This is a genomic window from Limnothrix redekei LRLZ20PSL1, from assembly GCF_043235035.1.
In the GTDB taxonomy this organism is placed as follows: Bacteria; Cyanobacteriota; Cyanobacteriia; order CACIAM-69d; family CACIAM-69d; genus CACIAM-69d.
Map to the genome: position 1 here is coordinate 1 of NZ_JAZAQF010000050.1, position 15,254 is coordinate 15,254.

Consider the following 15,254-nt stretch of genomic DNA (forward strand, 5'->3'; position numbering starts at 1 on the left):
TGCGGGTAGGATTGGCAATGACCGGGAGACGACTCATGAGCTGGGTGATGCTTCGGGTAGGTCTAGCCTAAAACCGGATTTAGAGCTGCCAAGTCGGCTTTAGCTTCTCTTTATAAATTAGCTCTTAAGCCCAATGTATTAAGCCCAATGTATTAAGCCCAATGTATTAAGCCCAATGTGTTAAGCCTGTCATGCTAGTAGCTCTTGCCACAAACATATCAAGCAATGATGCTCTATCCCTAGGATCTGGCAACCATAGGATTAAGTTTGGGAAAATGGCTAGGAGATGTTGCTAGGGGAAATCACCAGAGAAAATAACTAGGAGAAACTTGCCCCTAAATCCTAGCCTTCTCGGCGCAGGTTGCGATATTGATAAAACACAAACGCATCAAATAAAACGCAAACAAAGCTACAGGCCAACCCAATGACCAACGTGCCTTGAATGGGGGAGCCATTACCAAAAACAGTTAAAAATAAAATGATGTGCTGCAATGTCGTGGCCGCAATCATATTCAAAACTGGCACGTAAACCCAAACCCCGATCGCTAGCAGCAAAATTCCCAAACCCGCCACGGGAATCAGAAAACCCAAGCTCGCGGCCAAAATTAAGGACTGCAATAGATCAATCAGCATTGTGTTTACGGAACTCAGGCGATCGCGCACCATTTGGCTATCAATGACCAATCCGGGACAACGCCCCGATCGCCCCCTGATCGCCCCCAAAACCTGTGCAATTTGTTGATACATTTCCACCCATCCTTGCATCGCCCCAATCCTCCCAACTAAAACTTTCCCTGAGGCGATCGCTCCATAGTCTCAGCATTCACCCTGAAGCCGCATCACTGGTCTTGGCAAACTTTTCAATCCAACACCAACTTCACTCAGCGATTGAAGTCGGGGTTATTTGGCTGTTTATGCTCTGACGATTGAGTAATGGCCGTCAGGCCGATCGCGTTTGTTGAGGTTGATCCAGTTGAGGTTGACCCATCGGAGAGCAGGCCAATGGTCTCCTAGTGTTGGGACAAAATTTTTAGTCCAGTTTAAAAATGCACCCGATCGGGCAGTGAGTGATGAGGGTGATTGCCCAACCCGCTAGCGATACCCCTTCGCTCTGCCCATCAATATACTTCCAGAATACGAATTGATTTTAGGGCTTTCCGTTGAAACACCGGTTTTGTCAAAAATCTTCAATATCAGACCTAATTAGACTCAAAAGGATGACAAATTATCAAATAACGATGTGAAAATACGATAAAAAATCATTACGCTTTTCCTGCTTTTGCATCACAGTTAACAATTGCCTTGTTTCCGTTTGCCTTGATTTGTTTCTAATCATGTTTCTAATCGTGTTTTGAGTCATGACTTTTGAGTCGCGACCATTGATCAGTGACGATTAATGAATGACTTTGTATGAATCACGTAGGGATTTTCTGTAGATTCTTTATGGATTTTCAAATTTTTGTGAACAACTAATTTGGCAAACATCAGAAATCGCCCAGACCTGTAACGAGGTCATGGGCGATCCGAGGAACTAGAACGAGTTAATGGACGCGAGCAAGAACTCCAGCACCAAGTAACAACTGTTTAGAAACTGGTTGAATCAAAGAATGCAAACCAGCTCAAAACGGACATGAGATTGGCACAAGATTAGCTTGCCCTTAAGACAGCCACTCTAATTTGGCTTCTTCCTTGCTGTTGGTGTTGCGGGCGGGCGTTTGGCGCTCGAACTTCATGTGAATCGATCGCGTCTGTTCGCCATCGGCCGCCACCGCCATGATCGGGTAATCGATCATGCCGTCTTGGAAGGACATCTGGAAGCGGAATGTCCCATCGGGATTCAGTTTGATCGGTTGTCCGCCGATCGTCACCGTGGCATCGGGTTCCGTGGCTCCGTAAACAATCAGTTCCGCATCGGCCACCAGCCAGAATTGACGCGGGCGGATGGGCGGCATCGAAGCCCCAAACCCAATCCCAGACATCATCATGCCCACACCGGACATGCCCATCCCCGAGGCCGACAGCGCCCCCGGCAGACCCGGCGCACCCACTGCACCAGCCCACATGCCCACGCCCGAGGGGAAGACGTAGGAGCTGATGGCTTGCTCGCCCAGGTGCTGGATTGAGCCTGCGGGAACGGAACCGGGCACATGCTGCATGGAACCAAAGAGGGAACCGGCCACACGCATGGCTTCGACTCCGGCGGCCATTCCAAACACCTGTTGGTAAATGGCGTTTTCGGCGGCTTGGGCGGCTTTTTGGGCGGGAGGAATCAGGGTGGCCACGGTGGTGCCGCGCAGATCCTGTTCCCAATCAACGGTTACAAATACGTCTTCGATCCAGTCGGAGGGATACACGGGCGGAATCCGAACCGGGGCCGATCGCGCCAACACGAGCCACCGGCCGTCGCCGCAGCGGTAACCAATTTCGATCGCGTAGTCCCGATCGCTGATCGGAATGGGCAAGTACCATTCCCGAGCCAATTCATCGCAGGGGAACTCTTGAACCGTGTGGGCCCGTTGGACGCTCAAGTCCAAATCGGTCACGTCATAAACCCGTAACGCAAGCTGAAGACCCCCTTGGGCCCGCAACTCAGCCTTGTGCTCGTTGGGAATGTCCCAGTAGGTGTAGGCCCATTGGGGATCGCGAGGCAACAGAAGAATGCGACTTTCGCCATAGCCACCGGGCAAATCGGGCAGTCCTTCATCAACACCGGAGAGAGTTTCCGGATCCAAAATCAGCTCTTCGGAGAGATCGGCGAGGTTGTTCGGTTGTCCGAGGTCGAATTTTGCAGCTTCCACAGCTTCTTGGGCCTCAATGGTACGAACGGGAATAACTTGGGCGATGGCTGGCGGTGCGGTGGGGGATGTAGGGCTGGATGCAGGCAGGCCAGCCGATTTGGTTTGGATGGAGGCCAAAAGCTGATCTTTCCGCATTCGGCTATAGCGCGAGATACCTAACTCGCTGGCAACACGGCGCAGTTGGCGCAGTGTCATTTCCTCTAGGGGTGGACGTTCTTTGGGCGCGCTCATCAACTCGAAAGCTCCTCAGCGTATAGGGCAGGCCATCAAAGGGCGATCGCACGTCAATAGCAGCAATGGTGCCTTGGGCACGGTTTGGGATGGGCGATCCCAATCTCAGCTCTTGATGGCCGTTATCCTACTGAACTCGATCCCCACCCGTCGAGAGCGATCGCAGCGAATGTTATTGACTCATGACATTTTGATCCGGATGAGCAAAGCCGACTTCAGCAAATGTCAGGTTTTCTTGACTTGTCTGAATAAAGACGGGTCTCTACGCGATCGGGTCAGCGGCTGGCTGCCCCACCGGTAACCGCAGCCGGAATGTGGTTCCCTTCCCCAGCGCCGATTCACAGTTGATTTGGCCTCCGTGGCGATCGACCACGATTTGATAGGCGATCGCTAACCCTAGGCCAGTTCCCTTGCCCACCGGCTTGGTGGTGAAGAAGGGGTCAAATAACCGATGGCGAATGGCTTCGGAAACGCCGATGCCATTGTCTTGAATGACCAATTCCGCTTGGGGGCCCTGGTCGGTTTTCAGGGTCACCGTTTGCAGGGTGATGGTGGGTGTCCACCGGGCAGTTTCTCCTGAACTTTGTTGAGCTATCTGCTGCTGCCAGGCCTGATCGAGGGCCTCGATCGCGTTGCTGAGGAGATTGATGAATACCTGGTTGAGCTGCCCGGGATAGCACCAAACAGGTTGCAGATCGCCATATTGCTTAACGATGCGAATTTCTGGGCGATCGCTATACCGCTTTAGGCGATGGGACAACATCAGCAATGTGCTGTCGAGGCCATCGTGCAAACTCACGGGTTTGAGATCCACCTGATCTAAACGTGAGAAATTACGCAGGCCCTGCACGATTTCCTGAATCCGCCGAGTGCCTTCTTCCATGGATTGGATCAGGTTCGGCAAGTCATCCAGCACAAAGGTTAATTCCTCGGTGTCGATGGTGGCATTGGCTGCCGGGTCGATCGCCCCTGATCCTGCCCCAGATTGCGTGAGTCCCAACAGGGTTAAACAATCCGTGAGTTCTTCAATGTATTGCCGCAACACCCCCAAGTTGCCATGGATAAACGCAACGGGATTATTGATTTCGTGGGCAATGCCCGCCACCATTTGCCCCAAGCTGGACATTTTTTCAGTTTGAATTAATTGGGCTTGGGCACTTTTGAGATCCTCAAGGGCCTGGGCTAAATCGGCCGTCCTTGTGGCCACTCGACTTTCTAGGGTTTGATTGGCGGATTCCAGAGCAATCAGAGAATTACGAAGGTGGTCTGCCATGCGGTTAAAGGCCTGGGCCAGCTCATCCAATTCGCGAATATCAAAGGTTTCTGTTCGATGATCAAGCTGACCGGCCGCCAACTGGCCAGCCGCTCTGGCCAGAGACCGCACGGGCCGCCCCAAACGACGCGCCATCACCAGGCCCAGAAACACAGCCAGGACGATCACCAAACCGCAGAGCAGGGTTGTGACACGGCGATTTGCCTCAATTTGCCCCATGAAGGCCGATCGAGGCACGGTGGCCACAATCACCCAATCGAGGCCATCGGAATCCCGCCAAGGGGAAGTCCAGAGGAGATAGGCTTGGTGATCGACCTGGAAGGTTTCTGACAGGGGACTAACCACGGCCCCCAAGCCGCCTTTTTGATTCAAATGATCGAAAGCGGCGACCAATCGCAGATCGTTACTGGTGCGGGCAGTGATGCGCTCTAGGGTTGATCCCTGTTCGGACGTTTTGAGCACGAATAGGGGTTGCTCGTTGCTGCTGGCAACCAAGTTGCCGTTCCGCTCCAAAATGGTGATGGTTAATTCTGGGTGAACGTTCAACTCTTTGAGCATGGCGCTGATGCGGGCCAACAACAGGTCAACCCCGATCGCCCCGATCGGTTGGCCATTGCGATCGCGAAAGGGAACGGCGTAGTTAATTGACACAAACTCTGGGGTGCTATCCCAAGCGTAAATGGCGCTCCAACTGGGACGATTGCGCCGAATGGCCGCCTGATACCAGGGTTCCTTGCGGTGGTCATAGGAATACACCCCCAGCCGTTGCTGGCGACGACCCAGCCGATCGGCCCGATATTCCTCATAGCGCCAACCCAAGGCGGCCGATCGCTCTCCCACAATCAGCCCATCACGCCCCACACCGGAGCCTGCAAACTCCCCTGTGGCTAAGCCGAAGTTGATGTAGCTGGCATCGAAGGCCTGGCGCAATTGCCAGCTATATTGCCCCACTTGTTGCAAATCCTGGGGGGATACCAACCCCGAGTTGAGGGCCATCAGAAACAGACGGGTGGCACGCTTGGGCTGCTCAAAGTATTGGGCTAGGCCACCGCGAATTCGTTCCCGGAGTTGCAGGTGCAGACGATCGGACAGTTCTTGGACCGATCGCTCCCCCGCCCACAAGGACAGGGCCCCGGCCACCACCACCGCCGCACAGGAAAGGCTAACAAACGGAAACGTTAACACCCAAGCTAGCGATCGCCGCTTGGCCCGGGCAGAAACATCGGGAGGGCGAGGATGAGACTCCATGGAATTGGGGGTTGTGGGGACTTTCGCAATCATTGGCTCAGAGTTGGGTCTAGACGGCGATGCTTCCCCGGCGACAGCGGTTGGATCAAGGGGCAATTTTGCAATTGCTTGAAACGCCTAACACCAAGCAATCAACAAGCGATCGGAGGCGTGGCGCTAGACCCCGCTGCCCCGTGGGCCGTGCGGGGAGTTGAACTCACGCGCCCGATCAATGGAGATCAGACAGATGGGTGAATTCTCTTCGCTATGATTGCCAGAATTACTGATCTATTCAGCGATCGCCCTCCCCTCTGGTCGTGATTCCTTGGTTTTGCGGGGGCGATCGGCTCAAGGTCTTTGGGTGACTGCTTTCTAGCCCCCGCGTGACTGATCCAGATCCCCAAGGCGATCCAGATCACAGTGAGCGAATCGCGGTGGGCAAATTACGGTGGGCAAATCACGATAGGCAAATTACGGGGGGCAAATTACGGGGGGCAAATTACGGGGGGCAAATTACGGGGGGCAAATTACGGGGGGCAAATTACGGGGGGCAAATTACGGGGGGCGATCGGGTCAAGGGTCAAGAACCGATCGCCAACCAAGGGCCATCAACAGGCAGCGCCATCAACAGGTAGACACCAAAACCTAGCCCGGCCAACGTTGGGGCGGTAAAACTGCATTGCGAAATTTGATTGCGAAATTTGATTGCGAAATTTCACCGCAAATTTCACCGCAAAATTTGATCGCGAAATTTCATGATTTGGCAGCAAAATCGGCCGAGTACCTGGCTCCTTGGCTGCCGATTGTACTCAGCCGCCCATCCACACCGCTACAACCAGCGAGCTTGGTTCACGCGCCACTGTGCCAAAAGCTGCTGCTCCCGCTCCGGTGCAAGACCTGCTTTTAAATCCGCTTGGCGCGATCGATCCCAAGACCACAGATCGCGCACCGTGCCCGCCAGGGGGCGACATTTCAGACCAGCCGCCGTCGCCCGGCGAGTATCCATGCTGGTGAAGCCGCGCATGGGAGCTTCCTTGCTGGGGATCCAAAGGGGCAGCTCTGTCCAGGGCGCAACCCCCGCCTCTAGCAAAAAGTCCTCATGCACCCAATCGATCAGCGCATCGCTGCGGGTGACCCGGGCGCATTCATCCAACACTTTGTCTAGGGTGAGGGATTTTTCGGCAGTGCCAACGTTGTAAACCCCCGATCGCTGGGTTTCGCAGGTTTTGATTAGCCAAGCAGCCAAATCACGGGCATCGATCAATTGCACCCACTGTTCCGGTGGCGATGGGGCTAACACGTCACCCCCTTGGGCCAGGCGGCGCACCCAGTAAGTGAAGCGATCGGTGGGATCATAGGGCCCCACGATCAAGCTGGGGCGAGCAATTAGCAACCGATCGCCAAAGGTCTCGGTCAACAGTCGCTCGCAACCGGCTTTCAGGGATCCGTAGTCATCACCGGTTTCGATCGAGGCTTGGTCATCCAAGAGGGGCGATCGCAGGGGATCGTTTTCCGTGATCCCCGGCAACCCAAAATCTTCGTAAACGGAGATGCTGGATAGGTAAACGTAGTGACCCACAGCATTCTGGAGTCGGGCGGCCGTGTAGCGAGCGGCTCGGGGCACGATTGCGCTGGTGTCGATCGCGCTGTCCCAGGTGCGATCGCTCAGGGCGGCCAGGTCATCCGTTAGCCGATCGCCCACCAGCCGCTCCACTGCTGGGAAGGGTTCCGGGTTGCGCCGCCCCCGCGTCAGGATGGTGACCTCATGGCCGCGAGCCACGGCCGCATCTACCAGATGCCGCCCCAGAAAGGTTGTTCCGCCCAAGATCAAAATTCGCATAGCCGTTGATTGTACTAGACCAACGGCCTGCGTCGCCCGTGGAGGGTCATCAACAGCTCTCGGGTCGATCGAGCCGGTTGCTCCCGGGCGATCGCTGGGCCTTAGGGCCTGTCGTCATTTCCTGAGATCAGACAACAACGGTTGATTTTCCATGCCCCAATCGTCGTAACAAGGGGCTTGAGCATCTTGTCCCCCACGATCTGACAACGGTGGAATCAGGGTTTCAGGCGATTTGACGACACGCCCTAGTCCTCAACGGTGTTTTAGATCTCAACAGTCTTCTAGGCCGCCATTTCCTGGGGTTCCGGTTCGACCTGCGGCTCAATGGCTAAGGTTTGGGGGGGCGGATTGATGCCGTAGCAGTCTTGGCGAATTGTCCCCGTCAGTTGGCGCACATCATCGCTGTCTTCACCCAAGGTGAGCAGCAGATGAGAAGTCAGTTCCAAAGCCGCTTCAAACTCCGGTTGCACCACTTCCTTGGCTCCCAAATTGGTCAACCGCTCAATTTCCGCACCATCGCGGGCCCGGGCGATCGCATCCAAATCCGGGGCAATCTTCAGGGCATGTTGTAACACCAAGCGGGTACTGGCAGGATCGGGTAACGCAATTGCCAGGGCCTTGGCGCGATCGATCCTGGCTTTTTCTAACACCAACTCCGAATCCGCATCCCCAAATAGGTAAGGAATTTTGGCTTCTCGGAGCTTGTTAATGACGGCTTCGCTGTTGTCAATCACCAAAACTGGATAGCCTTGATCGCGCAAAACTTTGACAATGGTTTGACCAATTCGTCCATAGCCTGCCACCACCACTTGCCCCGCCAGCTCGTCCGGCATGGAGGTTAATTTTGGCTCCCCTAGGCTCGAAAAATATTTGTTAACCCAAGACCAACGCCCCGCCACTTTCACAATCCAAGGCGCAGTGGCCAGAGACAACGGAGTCAGCATCAGAGCGATCGCGGTGGTTCCTAGTAATAGCAAATACAGCTTTTTATCAATTAAGCCCATGGCCAAGCCTTGGGCAGCCAAAATGAAGGAAAATTCTCCAATTTGGTTAATGCCAAATCCGGCAAAAACTGCTGTTTTAAAGGAATAGCCAAATCGCAAAACCACTGGAGTGACGATCGCCGCTTTGCCGATCATTACTAACACCACCAGTCCCAAAATGGGAAAAATTTCTTCGATCAAAAGGTGGGGATCAATTAACATCCCGATCGAGGCAAAAAAGAGGCTAGCGAAGGTGTCCCGCAACGGCAAAATTTTCGAGAGGGCTTGATCGGCCTGGTCGAGTTCGGCAATCGTCACACCCGCCACAAAGGCTCCCATTTCGATCGACAGCCCCAGTTCCGCCGTCACGAAAGCCACACCCAAACACCAGGCGATCGTGGTCAGCAAGAAAATTTCATTACTTTCCGTGGCTGCCACTGCACTCATCAAGCGCGGCACAACCCACTTACCCGCCAGGATGGCCGCCCCCAAAAAAGCCGAGGCCTTCAGCAAGGCGATCGCCAACGCCTGCCCCAAGTCTTCCGGTTGGGTCAAGGCGGGCAGCACCGCCAACATGAGTCCCAAGGCGATGTCCTGGGCAATCAGAATCGCCAGCATCACTTGACCATGGGGGGTGTTGGTTTCGCCCCGATCGCTCAAGGTTTTTAGCACCACCGCCGTTGACGACAGGGCCAACACCACCCCCAAAAACACCCCCTCTGGCAAATCCTTCGCCCAGCCGGTGAGCGTGGTGGCCGCCGCCACGATCGCGGTGGTTAAGCCCAGTTGCAGCAGGCTGCCCTCGATCGCAATTTTGCGAACGCGCCCCAATTCTGAGAGAGAAAATTCCATCCCCAACGCAAACAGCAGAAACGCCACCCCAATTTCCGCGAGGGCTTCAGTTTGGGCTGCATCGCTGAGTAATTGCAAGCCGAAGGGACCAATAATGAGACCCGTCACCAAATAGCCCAAAATAACCGGCTGTCGGAGCTTATTGGCGATATATCCGCCAATAGCGGAGGTTCCAAGGACGGTTGCAAAGTCAAGAACAATGCCGTGTTCAATAGCCATCCTGAGCGCGATCCCGGGCTAATTGCGTAAGGTACTGCTCTTACATTAACGGAATTTACGAAAAATGTAAGATTCCTTAACGAAACGGTGAAGTGCTTCAGTGATCGCCCATTCAGCACAGAGAGCGATCAGGAATTTCCTCCCGATCGCCCTCATTTGGGTCGCTAGTTTGGGATGGGTTTGGGGGCAAAGGTTAACTAATGTTTTAACCAATGTTCACCCGATCGCCCCTACGTTCTTGCGGTCAGTACAGCTACAGCAAACACAGCTACAGCAAATACAACAGCGCAAACAACACAATCCACACCACATCCACAAAGTGCCAGTAGAGTTCGGCTGCTTCGATCCCAAACTTACTTTGGTTGCTGTAATGACCTTCACGACGCGATCGCCACAGCACCGCCAAAATCAAGAACAGCCCAAAGCAAACGTGCAGTCCATGAAAACCCGTTAGCACATAAAAAGTGCTCGCAAATAGATTGGTGGTCAGGCTAAATTCCAAGTGGAAATATTCATAGAGCTGCCCCACTAAAAAGATGGCCCCCATGGCGGCTGTGATCCCAAACCATAGGCGCATTCCCTTCACATCATTGGCCCGAATGGCATCATCACCCTTGTGGATCACGAAGCTACTGGAAATCAGAATTAGGGTGTTAATTCCTGGCAACAATAGCTCCAGCTTCGGTGTGCCTTCTGGGGGCCAACTGGGCGCAACCGATCGAAAGGTTAGATAGGCCGCAAATAGGCCCAAAAAGATCATCGCCTCCGCCACCAAAAACAGAGCAATGCCAAACAGCCGCAAATCGGGATGATGTTCCTCGCTGCCATGACTAGTGCTTTCGAGGGCGATCGGCTGTTGAGAATCGACTGCGGAACCTTGCATAGAAACCCAAAAGAAAGAAGGACAATGGAACGGCTATTTTGAAATCCAGTTTGTGCAGATTTCTAGGGTTGAAACTTCCAAAATCGGTAGTGCCGGAGAGTAATCATGCTTGGCCAAGGATCCCTAAAGGATCCCTAACTGAACAGGTTCTGCATGTAATTGCATGATCACGACAACTGCCTCATCACCCTGGTAGCACGGCAAGCTGATTTTGATTGGTTAATTCATCGGTTAATTCATCGGTTAATTCAATGACCTGTTGCTGTGACTTGATCGTTAAGCAGCAAGGGGCTTAAGCCCCTTGTCATCACGACTGACTCCGCAGCGCATTGACCCCATGAATTACGGCTGCCGCGCTATGAGGATCCGAATTCCTAGCGTGTTGAACCACTCAAAATATCAGAAGCCTTCAGTTGCGAAATTGGCTTGCGGCTTTCACCCCGTTTTGTCACCCCGTAATCATAGGGGCCCGTTTTCAAAACCGGCTGACCCACAAAATTGTGCTCAGGCGGCGGCGAAGAAACCGTCCACTCCAATGTCAAAGCATTCCAAGGATTAGCCGAAGCCTTTTCGCCAGCCACCCAGGAATAAATCGCATTCACCAGGAACGGAATGGTAGACACAGCCAAAATATAGGAACCGATGCTGCAAATTGCATTCACCGTTGAAAATTGCGGATCATATTCCGCCACCCGCCGGGGCATTCCCATCAAGCCCAAGTAATGCATGGGCAAAAAGCAAAGATTGAAACCCACCAGGGTCAAAACAAAATGTACTTTTCCCCAGGGTTCATTTAACATTCGCCCGGTCATTTTGGGGAACCAGTGGTAAAGCGCCGCATAGAGACCAAACACACTGCCGCCAAACAACACGTAGTGCAGGTGGGCAACGATGAAATAGGTGTCGTGAACGTGGATGTCAAAGGGCACGGAGGCAATCATTACACCGCTGAGACCACCCACCACAAACATCGACACAAACCCGATCGCAAACAGCATGGCGGAATTCAGGCGCAATTTGCCACCCCAAATGGTGGCCACCCAACCAAACACTTTGATTCCGGTGGGCACGGCGATGATCATGGTGGCAATCATGAAAAACATCCGCAACCATGCCGGTGTGCCACTGGTGAACATGTGGTGTGCCCAAACAATCAAGCCCAACAAACTGATGGCAATGCTGGAATAGGCGATCGCCTTGTAGCCAAAAATGGGTTTGCGAGCATGGACGGGCAAAATTTCGGAAATGGCTCCAAACAGCGGCAGGATCATGATGTAAACCGCCGGGTGGGAATAGAACCAAAACATGTGCTGATAGACGATCGGGTCGCCGCCCCCAGTGGGGTTAAAAAAGGCCGTTCCCGCCATCAAATCGAAGGACAACAGCACCAATGCGCCAGCCAGCACCGGGGTGGACATCAAAATCAAAATGGAAGCGGCCAACATGGCCCAACAAAACAGCGGCATGTCATTTAAAGTCATGCCGGGGATGCGCATTTTGAGGATGGTGGCTGCAAAGTTGATCCCACCCAAAATGGAGGAGGTTCCCAACAGCAAAATGCTGAGGATCCAAATTAGTTCACCCCATTGGCCACTGACCAGGCTGAGGGGAGGATAGGAAGTCCAGCCGGCGGCGGCGGCTCCGGTGGGCACAAAAAAGCTAGCAATCAGCAGCAGCCCGGCTGGCGGAATCATCCAAAAGGCGATCGCGTTGAGCCGAGGAAAGGCCATATCCTTGGCCCCAATCATCAGGGGAATGAGATAGTTGCCAAAGCCTGCTCCGGCCGGCACAATCCACAAAAAAATCATCACCGTTGCATGGATGGTGAAGAGTTGGTTGTAGAGTTCGCGGCTTACGAAATCCACTTCCGGAGTGGCCAACTCCACGCGCACGGCGGTGGCCAAGGCTCCACCAATCAGGAAGAAGAAAAAGCTGGTGACGAGGTATTGAATGCCGATGACTTTGTGATCGACGCTGAAGCTAAAAAACCGTTGCCAGGGTTCGGGATCGGGTTCGATCGCGCCGGGCGTTCTGAGTTCTGCTGGAGCCATAGCAACGACAAGAGACAACAAGAAACAACAAAAACCGAAAAGTTGGATGTCAATTCAGCCCAGCCCGGATGCTGAGGCCAAGGGTGACCGCTGGTTACAGCGCAGCGGGGGCCAATTGGGCGATCGAACGGGTCTCGATCCCCAGTCGATCGCTGTAAACCTGTAAATATTCCGAATCCGTCAAATTTTGAGGATTTTGCGCCAGGGTCACTGCTGATCCTTGGCCCGTTTCCGTGGTTTCCGCCTCGGGCATCACGCTCGCCACCCAGGCTTCATACTCTTCCGGTGTTTGCACCAGCACTTCGGTGCGCATTGCCCCGTGGAAGGAACCGCAAAGCTCGGCGCAAACGATCGGGTAGCGGCCTGGCTGGGTTGCCCGGAAGCGTAATTGTGTGGGGCGACCGGGGATCGCATCCTGCTTAATCCGAAACTGCGGAATCCAGAAGGCGTGCAACACATCCATGGCGGAAATGTTGAGCTGCACATCCTGACCCACGGGCACATGCAGTTCCCCCGCCATCACGTTCAAGTCAGGGTAGTTAAAGATCCAGGCGTATTGCAGCCCCTGTACATTGACTTGCAAGTCGGGGGCTTGGCCTTGGGAGCCGGGAGCAGCCCCCAGCCCCAGGGCCACTTCCGTGCCAGTCATGGCCGGGGCCCCATCCAACGTGGCGGCGATCGCGGTGTGGCGGCTGTGGTGGTGGGCCATGCCCATGCCGGCTCCACTGGCCATCGGATCCAAGCCTCCCATGGAGTTATACACATCAAAGCTAAAGACCGAGATCCCCAAACAGATCACGGCGGGGATCGCAGTCCAAAGGATCTCTAGGGGAATGTTGCCCCGGATGGGCGGGCCGTCGGTGTCATCGCCGGGCTTGCGCCGAAAGCGCAGGATCGCATAAATCAAGCATCCTTGCACCAGCAGAAAAAGGCCCGTGGCAATGGTCAACATGGCCCCAAACAGGCGATCGACCTCGGGCGACACGTCCGTAGCCGACACCGGCAGCAGGAAATGATAGTTTTGCCCAACCCAAAGGCTGATTAGCGTCAAGCCAATGCCCATCAGCAGGGTCAGGATCGTACTAGGAACATTCATGGTGGTGCGTCACGCAAGACTGCAAAGGCAAAGGGCAACAGGCGATCGGGGCAGGTCTGCTCCTCGGTTGGGGGCCAACGGCCAATCGAGGGCAGCGGCCAACGAAGGGGAAATGAACGAGGGCAGTGGCCCATTGCGCTTGCCACTGCGTTACTGCCTTCAAAGGTAGACGTTTTTTCCAGGGAGCTGATTTGGTTTGGCAATATTTTTAAATATCTTTAGGATTTTCTTTGTCGTTAACAACCTTTAGGAAATCTTCGGGTTTCCTGGGCCTGTCGATGGTGATTTTCAGCCATTCTGGCCGTGATTTGTCATCAACAATTAACATGCTCTAGATTGTGCGAACTCACTGATTGTCAAAAATCTTGAAATCTTGGGGCGATCGCCCATGGACGCATCAATACTTAAGAATTATTTGAGAATTATACTGGCAATTATCCTAGGAAGATGAAGGGGGAAGTCCTGAAAAAGCTGTTATTTACAATACAAACCAAATCAAAAATCGTTTGATATGTAACGCTTTCTTGGAGTCAAATCGTGATCAAATGGGCAGTTCTTGATGAGCTTACCGTTAGTTGGCAGCAAATTTTAAGTCGGATCGGCTAATTGTTGTACATTGCAACGTGTTGCAATCTTTGGCATGACATTTCCGCAATTTTCGGAACTGAGTTATGGTGGCGATGCACCTCATTGCTGCTTTTTAGACTCAAGATTTTCTTAAGAATTCCTATGGCGGAAACCGTGTTTCATCAGGCGGGGCATTCTTCCGAATCGGTGAAGACCTCGATCTCGATCGCCGAGGTCAATTCATCTTTGGGAAGCGATCGAGTGCGGTGGTTGGCCAAGCGGCTGGCGGTGGCGGCCTGGTTGCTGATGGCGATCGGCTCGGCCACCCGCGTGGCTAATGCGGGTCTCGCCTGTCCTGATTGGCCCCTCTGCTATGGCCAGGCGGTTCCCTGGGCCCAGATGAATTGGCAGGTGTTTTTGGAATGGTTCCACCGACTGGATGCAGCAGTGGTGGCCTTTGGGGCCCTGGGCTTGGCAGGCACGGCAGTCCGGTTTCGGCGGGAACTGCCCGGTTGGGTGGTTCCGGCAACGGTGGCGGCCCTGGCCCTGGTGGTGTTGCAAGCGGGGCTGGGGGCCCTGACGGTGACGGAGTTGCTGCGGTTTGACGTGGTGACGGCACACTTGGGGACGGCGTTGGCATTTTTGGCCCTATTGGTTGCGATCGCGGCGGGATTGACTCCCCAACAGGCTTCGGGCACGGCGGCCGGCTTGGCGGGTTGGGCCCTGCTGGCGGCGATCGCGATCGATGTCCAAAGCCTGATCGGTGGCATTGTCGGATCGCGCTGGGCGGTACACCAATGCCTGGAGGGCGATCAGCTCTGTGGCGTTCTCCACATGCACTTTTGGGGCATTGTGCCCGCCGTCTTAACCATTGGGATTTTGCTGATCATGGCTTGGCGCACCCCGGCTTTGAATCCGCGCCTCCGCTCCCTCCGAAGCCTGATCGCCCTGCTGTTGGGGGCACAACTGGCCGTTGGCTACAGCACCTATCACTTTCAATTGCGGGTGGCAGGGCTAACGGTGCTGCATGAGGCGATCGCGGCGGCCCTGTTGGCTTCGCTGGTGGCCTTCACGGTTTGGGCCGGGCGCGATCGGTTGCGGGAGTCGCCCGATGGTCTGACAGCCTAAACAGCTCAGGACTCGCCCAGAATTCCCCAAGAATTCCCCAAGAATTTCCAAGAACTCCCCAAAAATTCCCAAGAACTCGCTGGTTGTTGATGTTTCCGGAATAGCT

Annotated in this window: 10 protein-coding genes and 1 pseudogene; 2 read left to right on the forward strand and 9 right to left on the reverse strand. The window is 54.3% G+C overall.

The window, feature by feature from the left end; genetic code table 11:
• Positions 1-342 precede the first annotated feature (342 nt).
• The 4 genes and pseudogenes from VPK24_RS08540 to VPK24_RS08555 all read right to left on the reverse strand — a co-directional run.
• Positions 343-765 (reverse strand): hypothetical protein, encoded by a 423-nt coding sequence (locus VPK24_RS08540; protein ID WP_393012149.1) that lies wholly within the window; start codon positions 763-765, stop codon positions 343-345.
• A gap of 893 nt (positions 766-1,658) precedes the next feature.
• A complete protein-coding gene (locus VPK24_RS08545) occupies positions 1,659-3,029 on the reverse strand; it encodes a DUF4912 domain-containing protein (protein ID WP_393012151.1) in 1,371 nt (456 codons plus the stop codon).
• Positions 3,030-3,291: 262 nt separating this feature from the next.
• Entirely contained in the window at positions 3,292-4,302 is a 1,011-nt protein-coding gene (locus VPK24_RS08550) for a sensor histidine kinase (RefSeq protein WP_393012227.1), read from the reverse strand.
• A pseudogene (locus VPK24_RS08555) lies at positions 4,297-5,583 on the reverse strand (cache domain-containing protein); the annotation flags it as partial. The pseudogene VPK24_RS08555 and the gene VPK24_RS08550, both read right to left, overlap by 6 nt.
• 329 nt (positions 5,584-5,912) lie before the next feature.
• Here VPK24_RS08555 and VPK24_RS08560 point away from each other — a divergent pair.
• Positions 5,913-6,164, forward strand: coding sequence for a hypothetical protein (locus VPK24_RS08560; protein WP_393012153.1), 252 nt, complete (start codon positions 5,913-5,915; stop codon positions 6,162-6,164).
• 194 nt (positions 6,165-6,358) lie between these two features.
• Here VPK24_RS08560 and VPK24_RS08565 read toward each other — a convergent pair whose 3' ends face one another.
• The 5 genes from VPK24_RS08565 to VPK24_RS08585 form a co-directional block, all read right to left on the reverse strand.
• Positions 6,359-7,369, reverse strand: a complete 1,011-nt coding sequence (locus tag VPK24_RS08565; RefSeq protein WP_393012155.1) for an NAD-dependent epimerase/dehydratase family protein — start codon at positions 7,367-7,369, stop codon at positions 6,359-6,361.
• A 281-nt stretch (positions 7,370-7,650) separates the two neighbouring features.
• On the reverse strand, positions 7,651-9,423 hold the full coding sequence (locus VPK24_RS08570) for a cation:proton antiporter (RefSeq protein WP_393012157.1): 1,773 nt from the start codon (positions 9,421-9,423) through the stop codon (positions 7,651-7,653).
• A 268-nt stretch (positions 9,424-9,691) separates the two neighbouring features.
• Positions 9,692-10,306, reverse strand: coding sequence for a cytochrome c oxidase subunit 3 (locus VPK24_RS08575; RefSeq protein ID WP_393012159.1), 615 nt, complete (start codon positions 10,304-10,306; stop codon positions 9,692-9,694).
• A 374-nt stretch (positions 10,307-10,680) separates the two neighbouring features.
• Positions 10,681-12,357 (reverse strand): cytochrome c oxidase subunit I, encoded by a 1,677-nt coding sequence (gene ctaD, locus VPK24_RS08580; protein WP_393012161.1) that lies wholly within the window; start codon positions 12,355-12,357, stop codon positions 10,681-10,683.
• A 94-nt stretch (positions 12,358-12,451) separates the two neighbouring features.
• Positions 12,452-13,453 (reverse strand): cytochrome c oxidase subunit II, encoded by a 1,002-nt coding sequence (locus VPK24_RS08585; protein ID WP_393012163.1) that lies wholly within the window; start codon positions 13,451-13,453, stop codon positions 12,452-12,454.
• A gap of 729 nt (positions 13,454-14,182) precedes the next feature.
• Here VPK24_RS08585 and VPK24_RS08590 point away from each other — a divergent pair.
• A complete protein-coding gene (locus tag VPK24_RS08590) occupies positions 14,183-15,148 on the forward strand; it encodes a COX15/CtaA family protein (protein ID WP_393012165.1) in 966 nt (321 codons plus the stop codon).
• Positions 15,149-15,254: the final 106 nt, after the last annotated feature.